Below are 18,498 nucleotides of genomic sequence, written 5' to 3' on the forward strand. Positions count from 1 at the left end.
GAGTTTCTCTCTTCTAGTTTGACTCTATCCTGCCATGTTCCACATGAAACAATTTGCCATTATCGTCGAGCATGTCGGCGATTTGGTTTTCAGTGATAGAGCTTACAAATACTTGTGCGCCTGTCTCTTTCAAGCAATCTGCAAGACGCTTGCGACGTTGGCTATCTAATTCCGACGCAAAGTCGTCAATTAGGTAAATGCATTGTTTACCGGTCATCGCTGTAAGATGTTGCCCTTGCGCCACACGCAACGCACACACCATGAGCTTTAACTGACCGCGAGACAGAACATCCTCGACGGGTGTTCCATTCACTTTAATGCGCAAATCCGCTTTATTCGGGCCACTAAAGGTGTACCCCAAAGACTGATCACGCTCGAAATTCTTTTCTAGTATTTCTTGGTATGGGGTGTCTTTATCCCAACCACGATAATACTTCAATTGGATCTCAAATTCTGGCAAAAATGTCTGACAGATCGTTTCTGCGACGGTTTTCATCTGTTCAATGTACAGTGAACGCCACTGGCTGATGTTTTCCGCCAAACGCGCCATCTCTTGATCCCAATAACTGAGCTCACGATAGCTACTCGCGGTCTTCAACAACGCGTTTCTCTGTTTGTTGAGACGCTTAAAACGACCCCATGCATCATAAAATGCAGGCTCGGTATGAAACACGCCCCAATCGATGAATGCACGGCGGTGTTTTGGACCATCCGTCAGTAAATCAAACCCTTCTGGATGTATCAACTGCAGCGGTAACACTTGCGCCAATTGCGCCAATTTTTGCCCAGATTGACCGCCTATTTTAACCTCTGTCGAGCCATCGCGCTGCTTATTAATGCCGATAGGTAGCTCAAATTGATCCGAGTTCAAAAAACGACCATGAACAAACAGTTCATCACACTCATTTTGAATCACACGACCAGTGAGAGAGCTTTTGAATGAGCGACCATGCCCGAGTAAATAAATCGCTTCTAGGACACTGGTTTTGCCGCTACCGTTCGGTCCAATAAGAAAGTTAAAGCCTGCTGATAACTGAATATCACAGGCTTTAATGTTGCGAAACTGCTGAATGATGAGACGAGAAAGAGGCATTCAGTTGGCTTATAGACGAATTGGCATCACCACGTACATGGCACTGTCATCGTCGGCATTTTCAATCAATGCACTGGCATTGGCATCCGACATCGACACTTGTACCTTCTCGCAACGTAGCGTGTTCAGCACATCCAACACGTAGCTAACGTTGAAGCCGATTTCGATTGGGTCACCTTCAAAGGTCACATCCAGCATCTCTTCGGCTTCTTCCTGCTCTGGGTTGTTTGCCGTAATGCGCATTTCGCTGCCCACTAAGTTAACACGCACACCACGGAACTTTTCGTTAGAAAGAATCGCAGCACGCGAGAACGCTTGGCGCAATTCATCACAACTTGCGATCAGTGTTTTGTTGGTATGTTGCGGTAATACGCGGCGATAGTCAGGGAAACGGCCATCAACCAGTTTAGACGTGAAGATAAAGTTGTTCACTTCTGCACGCACGTTTGAGCTGCCAATTTGCAAAACGACAGGTTGCTCTGGCGCATCCATCAGCTTAACCAATTCCTGCACACCTTTGCGTGGCACGATGATTTGCTTTTGGGCGAAGTCAGCACCTAGTTGAGTTTGCGATACTGCCATACGGTGACCGTCGGTCGCCACACTACGCAGTGTCGTGCCATCGATTTCAAACAACATACCGTTGAGGTAGTAACGTACGTCTTGGTTTGCCATCGAGAACTGAGTTTTGTCGATAAGCGTACGCAGGTCCGCTTGGCTCAGTGATACTTCAACTTCACTTTGCCAATCTTCAATGTTCGGGAAGTCATTCGCTGGTAGCGTTGCCAGTGAGAAACGGCTGCGACCAGAACGAACTTGCACGCGATCGCCTTCTAACACGAAAGTGATGATCGCATCGTCTGGCAAGCCACGGCAAATATCGAGAAACTTACGCGAAGGAACGGTAATGCTACCCGCTTCGAAATCCCCTTCTAGAGTCACTTTGCTCACCAATTCCACTTCTAGGTCAGTCGCGGTCATTGATAGCACGTTCTCTTCTACTTTAATCAGTAGGTTGCCCAAAATAGGCAGGGTTGGTCGGCCACCCAAAGCGCCCGAAACCTGTTGTAGCGGTTTGATTAAATGACTACGTTCAATAGTAAATTTCATGCTTGGCTCTTTACGCTGTCAGCTCAAAAATTGATTTGCTTAGAATACCGTTATTCTAACCGATTAAGAAGACAGGGTGCGAATCAAGTTCGAGTAATCTTCCTTAATATCGTGGCTCTCTTCACGCAGCTGCTCAATCTTGCGACATGCATGCAAAACGGTCGTATGGTCTCGGCCACCAAACGCATCACCGATTTCTGGCAAGCTGTGGTTAGTTAGCTCTTTAGCCAGTGCCATCGCCAATTGACGAGGACGTGCAACGGAGCGAGAACGACGTTTAGACAGCAGATCCGCCACTTTGATTTTGTAGTACTCAGCAACCGTCTTTTGAATGTTGTCAATTGTCACCAACTTCTCTTGCAGCGCCAGCAGATCGCGCAGCGCTTCGCGAACGAAGTCGATGGTGATTGGGCGGCCAGTAAAGTTCGCGTTGGCAATTACTCGGTTCAACGCGCCTTCCAATTCACGAACGTTGGAACGCAGACGTTTTGCAATAAAGAACGCAACTTCGTCAGCCAAATGAATTTGATGGTCTTCAGCTTTCTTCATCAAGATCGCCACACGCGTCTCTAGCTCAGGCGGCTCGATCGCAACCGTTAGACCCCAACCAAAGCGCGATTTCAGACGATCCTCTACCCCGCTGATCTCTTTTGGATAACGGTCAGAAGTTAGGATGATCTGTTGGTTACCTTCCAACAATGCGTTGAAGGTATGGAAGAATTCTTCTTGTGAGCGCTCTTTGTTGGCAAAGAATTGGATGTCATCGATAAGGAGTGCATCCACACTGCGGTAGTAGCGCTTGAATTCTTCAATAGCATTGTTTTGCAGTGCTTTTACCATGTCTTGCACGAAACGCTCAGAGTGCATGTACACCACTTTCGCGTTAGGGTTGTTATCCACAATCGCGTTACCCACAGCGTGAAGCAAGTGAGTTTTACCTAGACCAGTACCACCGTAAAGGAACAGTGGGTTGTAGGCAGCTCCTGGGTTATCCGATACCTGACGCGCCGCAGCCAAACCCAGTTGGTTCGATTTACCTTCTACGAAGTTGTCGAACTTATGTTTTGGGTTCATGTTTGAGCGGTGATTGATCGCTGCAATCGCTTGAGGGTCGTCATCCCATGTTTTGTGCACAGGTTTACGTGCTTGCAACTGCGCAGGCGCTGAAGATTCCGCAGCCACATCCGCCGGCGTACGTGTCGGTGCTGGCTTAGGCGCAGAAACTGGGCGACTGCCCACTTCAAAGCGTAAATTCGGGATGTCGTTACCACAGTATTCCTGCAGTAAACGAGTAATGCTGTTCAGATACTTATCACGCACCCAATCCAACACAAAGCGGTTTGGCGCGAATAGAGTGAGAGTATTGTCATTGAGCTCCGCTTGTAACGGACGAACCCACATACTGAATTCTGTAGCTGGTAGCTCTTCTTGAAGCTGCTGCAAACATTGCAGCCAAAGCGAAGATGACACGGTGCCCCCACTGAGTAATTGAATTATCGGAAAAGACTGGCAATTTTACCTGTTGATAACCAAGATCGCCAGCAATTGATCGACGATCAAGTGAATAAGATCTAAGTTATTCACAATTATTTCGCCAAACTTGGTGAGATCAACACACCTTGCCCCAAATTTGCCCACACATTGATCCACATTTGGGCAAATTTAGCGAGATCGACAGATTGGTGATAACTCTGTGTATTATTTTCTTTCCAGCGCCTCTTTTTTAGATCCTTTCGCTTTGATTCGATCGTTTTTCCATCGCCTCCTTGCCAAATTGTCTATTATCTAAACCAAATGAGAACTTATTACTCTCTGGTCTAGGTTATTGCTCTTGGTTATTTATTTAATTGAGCTAACTAACAGTAGTATTTCCAACTATAAAAATATGGAGATGTATTATGAAAAACTGGGTTAAGGTTGCCGTTGCAGCCATCGCACTATCTGCCGCGACTGTTCAAGCCGCAACTGAAGTCAAGGTGGGCATGTCTGGCCGTTACTTCCCATTCACTTTCGTGAAGCAAGACAAGCTACAAGGCTTTGAGGTGGATATGTGGGATGAGATCGGTAAGCGTAACGACTACAAGATCGAATACGTGACGTCGAACTTCTCAGGTTTGTTTGGTCTTTTAGAAACTGGCCGCATCGATACAATCTCAAACCAAGTCACCATGACAGATGAGCGCAAAGCGAAATACCTGTTTGCAGACCCTTATGTGATCGACGGCGCGCAAATCACGGTACGTAAAGGCAACGACAGCATCAAAGGTGTAGACGATCTAGCAGGCAAAACCGTTGCGGTTAACCTAGGTTCTAACTTTGAGCAGTTACTACGCCAATACGACAAAGATGGCAAAATCAACATCAAAACTTACGACACTGGTATCGAGCATGATGTTGCGCTTGGCCGTGCAGACGCTTTCGTGATGGACCGTTTGTCCGCGCTAGAGCTGATCAAGAAAACCGGTCTGCCACTAGAACTGGCTGGTGAACCGTTTGAAACCATTCAAAACGCATGGCCTTTCGTCAACAATGAAAAAGGTCAGAAGCTACAAGCGGAAGTGAATAAAGCACTAGCAGAGATGCGTGCAGATGGTACAGTAGAAAAGATTTCAGTGAAGTGGTTTGGTGCTGACATCACGAAGTAATGCTACTTTGCTTTCGAGAATGCGAACAATCGCAACTCTCGACCTAAAATAAACTCATGTGAAGGTGGAACATTGTTTTCCACCTTTTCTTTTCTCTAGCCTTTAGGTAAGCCGTATGGGATTTGATTTTAATTACATGTTGGAACTGCTGCCGATATTGCTCAAATATCTTGGCACAACCATGGAAATGGCCACATGGGGCTTGGTCTTTTCACTGATTTTAGCCGTCATTTTGGCGAACATTCGCGTATTTAAGCTGCCAGTTCTCGACCAATTGAGTCAACTGTACATCAGCTTCTTCCGTGGTACCCCACTGTTAGTACAACTTTTCCTGCTTTATTACGGCTTGCCACAAATCTTCCCTGTGATGGTGGGTATCGATGCATTTTCTGCCGCAGTGATTGGTTTAACATTGCACTTTGCCGCTTATATGGCCGAGAGTATTCGTGCTGCAATCATCGGTATTGATCGTAGCCAAATGGAAGCGAGCCTATCGGTCGGCATGACAACGCCACAAGCGATGCGTCGCGTGATTCTGCCACAAGCAACACGAGTAGCACTGCCCTCATTGATGAACTACTTCATTGATATGATTAAGTCGACTTCCCTCGCCTTTACGCTTGGCGTGGCAGAAATCATGGCTAAAGCGCAAATGGAAGCCTCTTCTAGTTTCCGCTTCTTCGAAGCTTTCCTTGCCGTCGCTCTGATTTACTGGGGCGTGGTGGTGATTCTGACTCGAGTACAAATTTGGGCTGAAGCGAAACTGAATAAGGCGTACGTACGATGATCAAATTAGAAAATATCCACAAGCGCTTTGGCGATACTGAAGTCCTGAAAGGCATTGATCTCGATATCAAACAGGGTGAGATCATCGTGATTATCGGCTCTAGCGGTACGGGTAAATCGACCCTGTTGCGCACCGTTAACTTCCTTGAGCAAGCCGACGAAGGTCGTATCACTATCGACGACATCTCTGTCGATACACAAAAGCACACGAAAGCCGAAGTCTTGGCGCTGCGTCGCCGTACTGGGTTTGTTTTCCAAAACTATGCCCTTTTTGCGCACATGACGGCTCGCCAGAATATTGCCGAAGGTTTGATTACCGTGCGTGGCTGGAAGAAACAGGAAGCTCTGACTCGTGCACAGCAGATTCTGGATGATATTGGCCTTGGCGAGAAAGGTGACAGCTACCCGGCAGCTCTATCTGGTGGCCAGCAGCAGCGTGTCGGCATCGGCCGCGCTATGGCGTTACAGCCAGAACTGTTACTTTTTGATGAGCCAACTTCCGCGCTGGATCCGGAATGGGTCGGTGAAGTTCTCTCATTAATGAAGAAGTTAGCCAATCAGCATCAAACCATGCTGGTGGTAACACACGAGATGCAATTTGCTAAAGAAGTCGCCGATCGGGTGATCTTTATGGCGGAAGGCAACATCGTCGAACAAGGTTCTCCACAGGATATTTTCGATAATCCACAAGATCCTCGTTTGAAAAAATTCCTTAACCAAGTAGGAATAGAGTAACGATCAAGCAACAGGATCGATTGATCCTTGAGATTTTACTCACACTACGTATAATCGCCCGGCCGGAATTTCGTACTCATTGAGTCATTGACACATTATGTGAGTGTGATTACAATTCCGCCTCTTTGTTGAGAGGCGTCGGTTGTTCTTCTCTATATAAAGAGCTTCTTTATAAAGAAAACAGATGCCCACGCCGGGTTTAACAAGAACCTAAAACTACTGATCAGTAAAGGTAATTATCATGAAACGCACTTTTCAACCTACAGTTCTAAAGCGCAAGCGTACTCACGGCTTCCGTGCTCGCATGGCAACTAAGAACGGTCGTAAAGTTATCAACGCACGTCGTGCAAAAGGCCGTGCGCGCCTATCAAAATAATCGCTAGTTTATTTTGAACACGTACGCGTTTAATCGGGAGTTACGCTTGTTAACTCCCGAGCATTATCAAAACGTCTTCCAGCAAGCTCACCGAGCTGGCTCGCCTCATTTCACCATCATTGCTCGCAATAACAAACTTTCTCATCCACGATTAGGTTTAGCTGTTCCGAAAAAGCAAATCAAAACTGCTGTCGGTCGTAACCGCTTTAAGCGTTTGGCTCGTGAAAGCTTTCGTAACTCTCAACATCAACTTCCAAACAAAGATTTTGTTGTGATCGCGAAGAAAAGCGCGCAAGATTTAAGCAATGAGGAAATTTTTAAGTTGTTTGATAAGCTATGGCAACGCCTGTCTCGCCCTTCACGTGGATAGCCATTGGGCTCGTTTATCTTTATCGCTGGTTTATCAGCCCTCTGATTGGTCCTCGTTGCCGGTTCACACCAACTTGTTCCACTTACGCGCTAGAAGCTTTGAGAGCTCACGGTTTTGTAAAAGGATGTTGGTTATCAGGCAAACGTCTATTAAAATGCCACCCTTTGAATGAAGGGGGGTATGACCCCGTTCCACCAGTCCAAAAACAAGACAGAGATAACTAACGATGGATTCTCAACGTAATATCCTGCTCATCGCTCTGGCACTGGTTTCTTTCTTGCTATTTCAACAATGGCAAGTCGCAAAGAATCCAGCACCTCAAGCGGTTGAACAGGCTCAATCAAGCAGCACTCTACCTGCACCATCTTTTGCTGATGAGCTGGACCCAGTTCCTAGTCAACAGCAAGCTTCTGCAAAAACTATCACAGTAACGACTGATGTTTTAACTCTGTCGATCGACACCGTTGGTGGCGATGTGGTACATGCCGACCTAAACCAATACTCTGCTGAACTTGATTCATCAGACCCATTCGTTCTGCTAAAAGACACACAAGGTCATCAATTCATCGCACAAAGCGGTCTTGTTGGTCCTCAAGGTATCGATCTAAGCAGCTCTAACCGTCCTCACTACAATGTGAGCGCAGACAGCTTCACTCTAGCTGACGGTCAAGACGAACTACGCGTTCCGATGACATTTACTGCAAACGGCATCGAATACACAAAAACTTACGTATTAAAACGCGGCAGCTACGCGCTGAACGTTGAATACGATGTAGCGAACAACTCTGGTAACAACGCAACCTTCGGTATGTACGCACACCTACGTCAAAACCTAATGGACGCTGGTGGTAGCATCACAATGCCAACCTACCGTGGCGGTGCTTACTCAACTGAAGATACTCGTTACAAAAAATACAGCTTTGAAGATATGCAGGATCGTAACCTGTCTATCAACCTAGCAGATGGCCAAGGTTGGGCAGCAATGATCCAACACTACTTCGCAGCTGCTTGGATCCCTCGTAACGAACCAGGAACTAACCTTTACACTCGCGTAATTGGCAACCTAGGCGATATCGGCGTACGTATGCCGAACAAAACGATCGCGACGGGTGACCAAGCGAAGTTTGAAGCAACACTTTGGGTTGGTCCTAAGCTACAACAAGAAATGGCAGCAGTGGCACCAAACCTAGACCTAGTAGTGGACTACGGCTGGCTATGGTTCATCGCTAAACCACTTCACTCACTGCTTGCTTTCATCCAAAGCTTCGTCGGTAACTGGGGTGTAGCAATCATCTGTTTGACCTTCATCGTTCGTGGTGCAATGTACCCACTAACAAAAGCGCAATACACGTCTATGGCGAAAATGCGCATGCTACAGCCTAAGCTGCAAGCTATGCGTGAGCGTATTGGCGACGACCGTCAACGCATGAGCCAAGAGATGATGGAACTGTACAAGAAAGAGAAAGTAAACCCACTGGGTGGCTGTCTTCCTCTTGTTCTACAGATGCCTATCTTCATCGCACTATACTGGGCGCTAATGGAATCGGTTGAGCTTCGTCACTCTCCATTCTTCGGTTGGATTCATGACCTTTCAGCGCAGGACCCTTACTACATCCTGCCACTACTGATGGGTGCTTCAATGTTCCTAATCCAGAAGATGAGCCCAACAACCGTAACGGATCCAATGCAGCAGAAGATCATGACCTTCATGCCGGTTATGTTTACCTTCTTCTTCTTGTTCTTCCCATCAGGCCTAGTTCTGTACTGGTTGGTGTCGAACATCGTTACTCTGATCCAGCAAACCTTGATTTACAAAGCGCTGGAGAAAAAAGGCTTACACACTAAGTAACCTTTTAACAAAAGAATAAGAAAGGCGGCCAAAAGGTCGCCTTTTTGTTTTTGGCTGATTACAATTCAGCTAATTAATAGTGATGGCTCCACCGAGCCCAGCTCAAAAGGCAAGATTATGACTACAGATACGATTGTCGCTCAAGCTACTGCACCCGGTCGTGGTGGTGTCGGCATTATTCGTGTTTCAGGCCCTAAGGCCAACCAAGTGGCATTGGAAGTCACAGGGAAAACTCTAAAACCGCGTTACGCTGAATACCTACCGTTTCAAGCCGAAGATGGCACGGTGCTCGACCAAGGCATTGCACTGTACTTCCCTAACCCGCACTCGTTCACGGGCGAAGACGTATTAGAACTGCAAGGTCATGGTGGCCCTGTGGTCATGGATATGCTGATTAAACGTATTCTGGGTATAGCTGGCGTACGAGCTGCCCGTCCAGGTGAGTTCTCGGAACGTGCGTTCTTGAACGACAAGATGGACTTGACTCAGGCAGAAGCGATTGCCGACCTGATTGATGCTAGCTCTGAAGAAGCAGCAAAATCGGCGCTACAATCGCTACAAGGCCAGTTCTCGCAGCGCATTCAAACGCTGGTGGAATCACTGATTCATCTTCGCATCTATGTGGAAGCGGCCATCGACTTCCCTGAAGAAGAAATCGATTTTCTTGCCGATGGTAAAGTTGCAGGAGATCTGCAAGCTATCATCGATAACCTCGATGCGGTACGCAAAGAAGCGAACCAAGGCGCGATCATGCGCGAAGGCATGAAAGTCGTGATTGCAGGTCGTCCAAATGCGGGTAAATCAAGCCTACTGAACGCGCTGTCGGGCAAAGAGTCCGCAATCGTAACAGACATCGCAGGTACCACGCGTGACGTGCTGCGTGAGCACATCCATATCGACGGTATGCCTTTGCACATCATCGATACTGCTGGCTTGCGTGACGCTTCTGATGAAGTCGAAAAAATCGGTATCGAACGCGCTTGGGATGAAATCGCGCAAGCCGACCGCGTATTGTTTATGGTGGATGGCACGACGACCGACGCCACCGATCCAAAAGAAATTTGGCCCGATTTTGTCGATCGCCTGCCAGAAAGCATTGGCATGACGGTGATCCGCAACAAAGCGGATCAAACAGGTGAAGATATGGGGATCTGTCATGTGAACGATCCTACTCTGATTCGCCTTTCAGCAAAAACCGGGGCGGGTGTCGATGCGCTGCGTAACCACCTAAAAGAGTGCATGGGTTTCTCAGGTAATACTGAGGGTGGCTTTATGGCGCGCCGTCGTCACTTGGACGCACTAGAACGTGCAGCCCAGCATCTGCAAATCGGCCAAGAGCAGCTTGAAGGCTATATGGCAGGTGAAATCCTTGCCGAAGAGCTACGCATCACTCAGCAGCATCTGAATGAGATAACCGGGGAGTTCAGTTCTGACGACCTACTCGGGCGCATCTTCTCTTCATTCTGTATCGGTAAATAATCCAATACGCGGCACAAAACCTTGTTTTAGTGCCGCGTTTCTTTTTATATGGACACATCCATTCGCGACTCACATCGTGTCCATTGCATTCAAAAGGAAGAAGTATGATCCACATTATTACAGGTAGCACTCTTGGTGGTGCGGAATACGTCGGTGATCACCTGAGCGATCTGCTCGTTGAACAAGGATTTGAAACCACGATTCACAACCAACCATCATTAGACGAGATCGATAACCAAGGGACTTGGCTTGTGATCACCTCCACCCACGGTGCGGGGGAATATCCAGACAATATTCAACCTTTCATCGCAGCATTGCAAAATACACCACCTAAGATGGCCGACGTAAAGTTTGCAGTCATTGCGATTGGTGATTCGAGCTACGATACGTTCTGCGCTGCCGGTAAGCACGCTTACGACTTGTTAGAAGATATTGGCGCAACGCCGATTGCAGATTGCTTGTTGATTGATGTACTGGCTCATGACGTCCCAGAAGATGCTGCAGAAGCATGGTTAAAAGAGAATATCGAGCGCTTTTAACCCCATACTCATCTCCTACAGAGTCGCGATGCGGCTCTGATTTCCCTCTGTGAATAACCTTCCGTAGAAAAAATCTTTTCAACTGAACAAAAAACACCCAAACCGTCTGTGGATAAGTCAGGTAAGATCCAGTGGTTTTCCTTTAGTTATCCAAATAACAACTTTGATCCATTTTAGCCCCTGTGTATAAACCCCATTTTTGATCCCAGGTAATCCTCGATCAGATCCAACCATGATCACAAGATATGATCCAAAGAAGATCCATGATCTTGTTGATCATTTTTCACTTATCCACAGAAGTAGTCGATCCTAATAATAGATCCAATAAAAGATCATATATATAGATCTTATATATATTTATCTTGAAGCCTAAAACGTAAAAACGAGAAAACGATTTTCTCTCTGGCATAAAGCAGGTAAAATACTGCTCCTTTATCTGTCCATTAAATCCTTTGAATACCTGAGGTCAGTTCATGCTTTATCACGAAAACTTTGACGTCATTGTTGTCGGTGGCGGACACGCAGGAACGGAAGCCGCGCTCGCATCTGCACGCACAGGACAAAAAACTCTTCTCCTTACCCATAACATCGATACATTAGGCCAGATGTCTTGTAATCCGGCGATTGGTGGTATCGGTAAAGGTCACTTAGTAAAAGAAGTGGATGCTATGGGCGGTTTGATGGCAGAAGCTATCGACCATGCAGGTATTCAATTTCGTACACTAAATGCTTCGAAAGGTCCTGCAGTACGAGCTACTCGAGCTCAAGCCGATCGCGCTCTGTACAAAGCGTACGTACGCAACACATTAGAAAACGCGCCAAACCTAACTCTGTTCCAGCAATCAGTTGATGATCTGATTGTTGAACAAGATCGCGTTGTTGGCGTTGTGACTCAAATGGGTCTTAAATTCCATGCCAAAGCGGTTGTGCTGACCGTAGGTACCTTCCTTGGTGGTAAGATCCACATTGGTATGGAAAGTTCTTCAGGCGGTCGCGCTGGGGATCCACCATCGATCGCATTGGCGGATCGCTTACGTGAGTTGCCATTCCGAGTGGATCGTCTAAAAACGGGGACACCACCACGTATTGATGCTCGCACGGTTGATTTCTCAGTGCTAGAAGCGCAACACGGTGACAACCCAACACCAGTTTTCTCATTCATGGGTAAGCGCGAACACCATCCGCGTCAAATTCCTTGTTTCATTACGCATACCAATGAACAAACTCATGAAGTGATCCGCAATAACCTAGATCGTAGCCCAATGTACGCAGGTGTGATCGAAGGAATTGGCCCACGTTACTGTCCGTCTATCGAAGACAAAGTGATGCGCTTTGCGGATAAGAACAGCCACCAAATTTTCATTGAACCTGAAGGTCTTACCACGCACGAGTTATACCCGAATGGTATTTCCACCAGCTTGCCGTTTGATGTTCAAGTTCAAATCGTTCGTTCAATGAAAGGCTTCGAGAACGCACACATTGTTCGTCCTGGTTACGCGATTGAGTACGATTTCTTCGATCCACGTGATTTAAAGCAAACTTACGAGACTAAATTCATCAGTGGTCTATTCTTTGCTGGCCAAATCAACGGTACAACAGGCTACGAAGAAGCTGCGGCACAAGGCTTAATGGCGGGCTTGAACGCAAGCTTGTACAGCCAAGGCAAAGAAGGCTGGAGCCCACGCCGTGACCAAGCATACATGGGCGTTCTGATTGATGATTTGTCGACCATGGGTACCAAAGAACCGTACCGCATGTTCACTTCTCGCGCGGAATACCGCCTATTGCTTCGAGAAGACAACGCCGACCTTCGTTTGACAGAAAAAGCTCGTGAACTTGGCTTGATTGATGATGTTCGTTGGGCGCGTTTCAACGAAAAAATCGAGAACATGGAAACCGAGCGTCAGCGTCTGAAGTCTACTTGGGTAAACCCAAACTCGGCGGGCATTGATGAACTGAACAAACTGCTGAAAACGCCAATGGCGCGTGAAGCAAGTGGTGAGGATCTTCTACGTCGTCCAGAGATCTCATACTCACAATTGACTCAACTTGATGCCTTTGCTCCTGCTCTTGAAGATCAACAAGCGGCAGAACAAGTAGAAATTCAGGTGAAATACGACGGTTACATCAAGCGTCAGCAAGAAGAGATCGAAAAATCACTTCGCCACGAACACACAAAACTGCCTGCGGATTTGGATTACAAAGACGTAAAAGGTTTGTCGAACGAAGTGGTTGCGAAACTGAGCGAAGCCAAACCGGAAAGTATTGGCATTGCTTCGCGTATTTCCGGCATTACGCCTGCAGCGATTTCAATTCTTCTTGTGCATCTGAAGAAGCACGGCTTGCTGAAAAAAGGCGAGGAAGAGTAATGAGTGCACTACGAACCAAGCTTGATTCACTGATTGCACAGACCGATTTAGACGTTTCAGAAAAACAACGAGAGCAGTTAGTCGGTTACGTTGAGCTGCTCGATAAGTGGAACAAAGCGTACAACCTAACTTCGGTTCGCGATCCTTTAGAGATGTTAGTGAAACATATCCTTGATAGCATCGTGGTCGGCACGCATCTGCAAGGTGAACGTTTTATCGATGTGGGCACTGGCCCAGGATTGCCAGGTATTCCTTTGGCGATCATGCATCCGGAGAAAACGTTCTTTCTGCTCGATAGCCTCGGTAAGCGCATCCGTTTTATCAAGCAAGTTGTCCACACGTTAGGTTTGAAAAACGTGACACCAATTCAAAGTCGCGTCGAAGAATTCCAACCGGAAGAAAAATTTGATGGCGTTTTGAGTCGAGCTTTTGCTTCAATGACGGACATGGTGGAATGGTGCCACCATTTGCCGAAAGAACAAGACGGCGTCTTTCTTGCGTTGAAAGGACAGCACCCTAAAGATGAAATGGATCTGCTTCCTGAATGGTGTAGTGTGACCGAGATCATATCTTTAGCTGTTCCTGAGTTGGAAGGCGATCGTCATCTAGTAATCTTATCGCGCAAGGAAAATTAGCGAGGTAGTCGTGGGTAAAATTGTAGCAATCGCCAACCAGAAAGGTGGGGTCGGCAAAACAACAACGTGCATTAACTTAGCGGCTTCGATGGCGGCAACAAAGCGCAAGGTTTTGGTGATCGATCTCGACCCTCAAGGCAATGCTACGATGGCCAGTGGTGTCGACAAATACATGGTTGATGCCACCGCATACGATCTTTTGGTGGAAGAAACCCCATTTGATCAAGTGGTCTGTACTCAAACGACAGGGAAGTACGATCTAATTGCTGCCAACGGAGACGTAACGGCTGCTGAGATCAAATTGATGGAAGTATTCGCGCGAGAAGTTCGTTTGAAAAACGCACTGTCGACAGTTCGCGATAACTATGATTTCATCTTTATTGATTGTCCTCCTTCTCTAAACCTTCTTACAATCAATGCTATGGCTGCAGCCGACTCTGTGCTGGTGCCGATGCAATGTGAATACTTTGCGTTAGAAGGTTTAACTGCTCTTATGGATACGATCAGCAAGTTAGCGGCTGTGGTAAACGAAAACCTCAAGATTGAAGGTTTACTGCGTACGATGTACGACCCGCGCAACCGCCTGTCTAATGAAGTATCCGACCAACTTAAAAAGCACTTTGGCAATAAAGTCTACCGGACTGTCATCCCGCGTAATGTGCGTTTGGCAGAAGCCCCAAGTCACGGTAAACCAGCGATGTACTACGACAAATACTCAGCTGGCGCCAAAGCGTATCTTGCTCTAGCGGGCGAAATGCTCCGCCGCGAAGAAATCCCAGTTTAACTCTAACCTAAGGAATTCAATCCATGTCTAAGCGTGGTCTAGGAAAAGGACTGGATGCGTTGTTGTCGACCAGTTCGTTTGCTCGTGAAAAACAGCAAATTGCATCGCAAAGCCAAGCCTTGTCAGCAGACGGTGAACTCACTGAATTAGCCATTGGCCAATTACAGCCGGGGATCTACCAACCGCGTAAAGATATGGCACCTGAAGCGCTTGAAGAATTAGCAGCTTCTATTCAATCGCAAGGCATTATCCAGCCGATCGTGGTTCGTCAGGTTGTTGGCGGACAGTTTGAGATCATCGCTGGCGAACGCCGCTGGCGTGCCGCGAAACAAGCAGGCCTGAAACGCGTGCCTTGCTTGGTTAAGAAAGTTGAAGACCGCGCAGCTATTGCTATGGCTTTGATCGAAAACATTCAGCGTGAAGACTTGAATGTGATTGAAGAGGCGCAAGCATTGGAGCGCCTGCAAGATGAGTTCTCGCTAACGCATCAGCAAGTGGCGGATGTGATTGGTAAGTCAAGAACTACCGTGAGTAACTTGTTGCGTCTCAACCAATTGGATGCCGACGTCAAACGCTTGGTGGCGGAGAAACAACTTGAAATGGGTCATGCTCGTGCGCTGCTGGCACTGGAAGGTGAACAGCAAGTCGAAGTGGCTCAAATGGTGGCAAAAAAGCAAATGACGGTTCGACAAACCGAACAGTTAGTAAAAAAGTGCTTAGCCCCACAAAATGAGCAAAAAGCTCAACAAGAAGATACCGAAGCCGAGCAAATGTCGCATAAATTGAGTCAACTACTTGATGCGAAGGTTTCCTTAAGCCGTTCTGCAAACGGAAAAGCGAAGTTGACGATAAGTATTGATGAGCCTCACAAATTAGACCAACTAATTGCCAAGCTAGAGGCCTAGATGAGATAATTGATTTAGGTCAATTAATCTAATTAATCTAATTAATCGAATTTTGTGCGAAAGTTGTCGTTTTGTAAACAAAACTGTAAGTTTTTGATGCAATATAATTGCATTAACTCCGACTGAACGTATAATTTTCGCCAATTTCCCTGCACATAGAGAATTAGTGCGAAGTGGATATTACTAGAGGTACGAATACATGGTAGCTGCGTTAGCTAGACCAGGACGAGAGCTCGCAAGGCAATTGTTAATGATCCAGTCTGGCGCGGTTATTTTTGTGGCAGCAGGAATGGCGGTAGCCGTAAATCCTGAATGGGGAATTTCAGCGTTGATTGGTGGTGGCATCTTTGTTGTCGCCAATGCAGTATTCGCGCTATGTGCTTTTATGTTTAGTGGGGCTCGCGCTGCCAAGCGCATCGCTGCGTCCTTCTACACGGGCGAAGTATTGAAAATTCTCATCACGGTTGCACTGTTCTACGTTGCCTACATGTATATGCAGGTGGAACTCGTTCCCCTCAAACTAACCTATTTGCTGGTACTAGGTATTAATATCTGTGCACCAGTGCTATTCATTAACAACAAAAAATAGGATGAGTTATGGCTGCGCCAGGTGAAGCGCTAACATCGTCCGGATACATTGCCCACCACCTTTCTAACCTATCGCTGTATAAGTTAGGCTTAGTAGGGTCGGAGACAAGTTTCTGGAACGTACATATCGATAGCCTGTTTTTTTCTTGGTTTACTGGTTTAATCTTCCTCGGAATTTTTTACAAAGTAGCAAAGAGAACAACAGCGGGTGTACCGGGTAAGCTTCAGTGTGCTGTAGAAATGATCGTTGAATTTGTCGCCGATAACGTCAAAGACACGTTCCATGGACGCAACCCACTGATCGCGCCTTTAGCACTGACTATCTTTTGTTGGGTATTTTTGATGAACGTGATGGACTTAGTCCCGATCGACTTCTTACCATACCCAGCAGAGCATTGGCTAGGTATTCCTTACCTTAAGGTCGTACCTTCTGCTGATGTGAATATCACCATGGCTATGGCTCTAGGCGTTTTCGCATTGATGATCTACTACAGCATCAAAGTGAAAGGTCTAGGTGGATTCGCAAAAGAACTTGCACTACATCCATTCAATCACCCACTGATGATTCCGTTTAACCTACTGATCGAAGTGGTATCGCTACTTGCGAAACCTCTTTCACTTGGTATGCGTCTATTCGGTAACATGTTTGCGGGTGAGGTTGTATTCATTCTTTGTGCGGCAATGCTACCATGGTACTTACAATGGATGGGTTCACTACCGTGGGCAATCTTCCATATCTTGGTTATTACGATTCAAGCCTTCGTATTTATGATGTTGACAATTGTTTACCTGTCAATGGCACACGAAGACTCTGATCATTAATTTTTTAAGCTTTTTATTTGGGCACTAAGCCAACAACTATAAATTGGAGATAGTAATGGAAACTTTACTGAGCTTTTCTGCAATCGCCGTAGGTATTATCGTCGGTCTTGCTTCTCTTGGTACAGCGATTGGTTTCGCACTACTAGGTGGTAAATTCCTAGAAGGTGCAGCACGTCAACCAGAAATGGCTCCTATGCTACAAGTTAAGATGTTCATCATCGCAGGTCTACTTGATGCGGTTCCAATGATCGGTATCGTAATCGCGCTACTATTCACATTTGCAAACCCATTCGTTGGTCAACTAGGTTAATCACCTTTAACTCGGGACAAGTTTTAGCTTGTCACTGATTAACACTAAGTCCAAATAGAGGGGTAGCTGTTGTGAACATAAACGCAACTCTGCTAGGTCAAGCAATCTCGTTCGCACTATTTGTGTGGTTCTGCATGAAGTATGTATGGCCACCATTGATGCAAGCGATTGAAGAACGTCAGAAAAAAATCGCTGATGGTCTTCAAGCAGCTGAACGTGCTGCTAAAGACTTGGATCTAGCACAAGCCAACGCTTCTGATCAGTTGAAAGAAGCGAAGCGCACAGCAACTGAGATCATCGAACAAGCGAACAAGCGTAAGTCTCAAATTATTGATGAAGCTCGCGAGGAAGCTCAGGCAGAACGCCAGAAAATCCTAGCGCAAGCGGAAGCAGAACTTGAAGCTGAACGTAATCGTGCACGCGATGAGCTGCGCAAACAAGTTGCTACTCTGGCTGTAGCTGGTGCTGAGAAAATCCTTGAGCGTACAATCGATAAAGATGCGCAAAAAGATATTCTCGACAACATTACTGCAAAACTTTAAGTCTGGGGGCGCATATGTCTGATTTGACTACAATCGCACGCCCCTATGCTAAAGCAGCCTTCGACTTTGCGGTAGATAAGGGCCAGCTAGACCAATGGGGTCAAATGCTGTCTTTTGCTGCTGAAGTTGCCAAAAACGAACAAATGAATGAGCTTCTAACCAGTTCATTCTCTGCTGAAAAAATGGCAGAAATCTTTGTTGCAGTTTGTGGTGAACAAGTTGATGCGCACGGTCAAAACCTTCTTAAGGTTATGGCTGAGAATGGTCGTTTAGCGGCCCTTCCTGATGTTTGTGAGCAATTCTTCATTCTGAAGAAAGAGCATGAGAAAGAAATCGATGTTGAAGTCATTTCAGCATCAGAACTTTCTGATGAACAACTTGCAAATATTGGCAGCAAACTTGAAGCGCGTCTTGAACGCAAAGTGAAGCTGAATTGCAGTGTAGATGAGACCCTACTTGGTGGGGTTATTATTCGAGCCGGAGACCTAGTCATCGATGACTCAGCGCGTGGTCGTTTGAACCGCCTGAGCGATGCATTGCAGTCTTAATGGGGATTGGAGC

21 protein-coding genes are annotated in these 18,498 nt (G+C 46.6%); 18 read left to right on the forward strand and 3 right to left on the reverse strand.

Annotated features, from left to right (window positions below):
• Positions 1–13: 13 nt before the first annotated feature.
• The 3 genes from recF to dnaA form a co-directional block, all read right to left on the reverse strand.
• Entirely contained in the window at positions 14–1,093 is a 1,080-nt protein-coding gene (recF, locus tag UF05_RS15025; protein ID WP_005458661.1) for a DNA replication/repair protein RecF, read from the reverse strand.
• 9 nt (positions 1,094–1,102) lie between these two features.
• Complete coding sequence (gene dnaN, locus UF05_RS15030; protein ID WP_045545965.1) at positions 1,103–2,203, reverse strand: DNA polymerase III subunit beta; 1,101 nt, start codon at positions 2,201–2,203, stop codon at positions 1,103–1,105.
• Between the two features lie 63 nt (positions 2,204–2,266).
• Positions 2,267–3,673, reverse strand: a complete 1,407-nt coding sequence (gene dnaA, locus UF05_RS15035) for a chromosomal replication initiator protein DnaA (RefSeq protein ID WP_005488867.1) — start codon at positions 3,671–3,673, stop codon at positions 2,267–2,269.
• A 428-nt stretch (positions 3,674–4,101) separates the two neighbouring features.
• On the opposite strand from dnaA, the gene UF05_RS15040 reads away from it, so the two are divergent.
• From UF05_RS15040 to atpH, 18 genes are all read left to right on the forward strand, one after another.
• On the forward strand, positions 4,102–4,848 hold the full coding sequence (locus UF05_RS15040; protein ID WP_045545966.1) for an amino acid ABC transporter substrate-binding protein: 747 nt from the start codon (positions 4,102–4,104) through the stop codon (positions 4,846–4,848).
• Between the two features lie 115 nt (positions 4,849–4,963).
• On the forward strand, positions 4,964–5,635 hold the full coding sequence (locus UF05_RS15045) for an amino acid ABC transporter permease (RefSeq protein WP_005497519.1): 672 nt from the start codon (positions 4,964–4,966) through the stop codon (positions 5,633–5,635).
• Positions 5,632–6,369 carry an amino acid ABC transporter ATP-binding protein gene (locus UF05_RS15050; RefSeq protein WP_005481188.1) on the forward strand — a complete coding sequence of 246 codons (738 nt, stop codon included), beginning with the start codon at positions 5,632–5,634 and terminating at the stop codon, positions 6,367–6,369. The genes UF05_RS15045 and UF05_RS15050 overlap by 4 nt, the downstream gene beginning before the upstream one ends.
• A 241-nt stretch (positions 6,370–6,610) precedes the next feature.
• Entirely contained in the window at positions 6,611–6,745 is a 135-nt protein-coding gene (gene rpmH, locus UF05_RS15055) for a 50S ribosomal protein L34 (RefSeq protein ID WP_005378825.1), read from the forward strand.
• Between the two features lie 46 nt (positions 6,746–6,791).
• Positions 6,792–7,115 carry a ribonuclease P protein component gene (gene rnpA / locus UF05_RS15060; protein WP_015296021.1) on the forward strand — a complete coding sequence of 108 codons (324 nt, stop codon included), beginning with the start codon at positions 6,792–6,794 and terminating at the stop codon, positions 7,113–7,115.
• Positions 7,082–7,339: a membrane protein insertion efficiency factor YidD gene (yidD, locus tag UF05_RS24805; protein WP_005378822.1), complete on the forward strand. Its 258-nt coding sequence runs from the start codon at positions 7,082–7,084 to the stop codon at positions 7,337–7,339. Before rnpA ends, yidD begins: the two co-directional genes overlap by 34 nt.
• 2 nt (positions 7,340–7,341) lie before the next feature.
• Positions 7,342–8,964 carry a membrane protein insertase YidC gene (gene yidC / locus UF05_RS15065; RefSeq protein WP_045545967.1) on the forward strand — a complete coding sequence of 541 codons (1,623 nt, stop codon included), beginning with the start codon at positions 7,342–7,344 and terminating at the stop codon, positions 8,962–8,964.
• A gap of 117 nt (positions 8,965–9,081) precedes the next feature.
• Entirely contained in the window at positions 9,082–10,443 is a 1,362-nt protein-coding gene (gene mnmE, locus UF05_RS15070; protein ID WP_005458483.1) for a tRNA uridine-5-carboxymethylaminomethyl(34) synthesis GTPase MnmE, read from the forward strand.
• 104 nt (positions 10,444–10,547) lie between these two features.
• Positions 10,548–10,982, forward strand: coding sequence for an FMN-binding protein MioC (gene mioC / locus UF05_RS15075; RefSeq protein WP_020839871.1), 435 nt, complete (start codon positions 10,548–10,550; stop codon positions 10,980–10,982).
• Between the two features lie 473 nt (positions 10,983–11,455).
• Positions 11,456–13,351: a tRNA uridine-5-carboxymethylaminomethyl(34) synthesis enzyme MnmG gene (gene mnmG / locus UF05_RS15080; RefSeq protein ID WP_025534071.1), complete on the forward strand. Its 1,896-nt coding sequence runs from the start codon at positions 11,456–11,458 to the stop codon at positions 13,349–13,351.
• Positions 13,351–13,986, forward strand: a complete 636-nt coding sequence (rsmG, locus tag UF05_RS15085; protein ID WP_005458456.1) for a 16S rRNA (guanine(527)-N(7))-methyltransferase RsmG — start codon at positions 13,351–13,353, stop codon at positions 13,984–13,986. The genes mnmG and rsmG overlap by 1 nt, the downstream gene beginning before the upstream one ends.
• A gap of 10 nt (positions 13,987–13,996) precedes the next feature.
• Positions 13,997–14,770 carry a ParA family protein gene (locus tag UF05_RS15090; protein ID WP_005458453.1) on the forward strand — a complete coding sequence of 258 codons (774 nt, stop codon included), beginning with the start codon at positions 13,997–13,999 and terminating at the stop codon, positions 14,768–14,770.
• A gap of 23 nt (positions 14,771–14,793) precedes the next feature.
• The gene (locus UF05_RS15095) at positions 14,794–15,675 is read left to right on the forward strand and encodes a ParB/RepB/Spo0J family partition protein (protein WP_005458443.1); all 882 of its coding nucleotides are present in this window, start codon (positions 14,794–14,796) and stop codon (positions 15,673–15,675) included.
• A gap of 199 nt (positions 15,676–15,874) precedes the next feature.
• Entirely contained in the window at positions 15,875–16,264 is a 390-nt protein-coding gene (locus UF05_RS15100; protein ID WP_005458481.1) for a F0F1 ATP synthase subunit I, read from the forward strand.
• Positions 16,265–16,272: 8 nt separating this feature from the next.
• Positions 16,273–17,085, forward strand: coding sequence for a F0F1 ATP synthase subunit A (gene atpB, locus UF05_RS15105; protein ID WP_005458499.1), 813 nt, complete (start codon positions 16,273–16,275; stop codon positions 17,083–17,085).
• Positions 17,086–17,140: 55 nt separating this feature from the next.
• Complete coding sequence (atpE, locus tag UF05_RS15110) at positions 17,141–17,395, forward strand: F0F1 ATP synthase subunit C (RefSeq protein ID WP_002540812.1); 255 nt, start codon at positions 17,141–17,143, stop codon at positions 17,393–17,395.
• A gap of 71 nt (positions 17,396–17,466) precedes the next feature.
• Positions 17,467–17,937, forward strand: a complete 471-nt coding sequence (atpF, locus tag UF05_RS15115) for a F0F1 ATP synthase subunit B (protein WP_005458451.1) — start codon at positions 17,467–17,469, stop codon at positions 17,935–17,937.
• 14 nt (positions 17,938–17,951) lie between these two features.
• On the forward strand, positions 17,952–18,485 hold the full coding sequence (atpH, locus tag UF05_RS15120; RefSeq protein ID WP_005481164.1) for a F0F1 ATP synthase subunit delta: 534 nt from the start codon (positions 17,952–17,954) through the stop codon (positions 18,483–18,485).
• Positions 18,486–18,498 lie beyond the last annotated feature (13 nt).

This window comes from Vibrio sp. S457-15 (assembly GCF_000960545.1).
GTDB classification, from domain to species: domain Bacteria; phylum Pseudomonadota; class Gammaproteobacteria; order Enterobacterales; family Vibrionaceae; genus Vibrio; species Vibrio parahaemolyticus.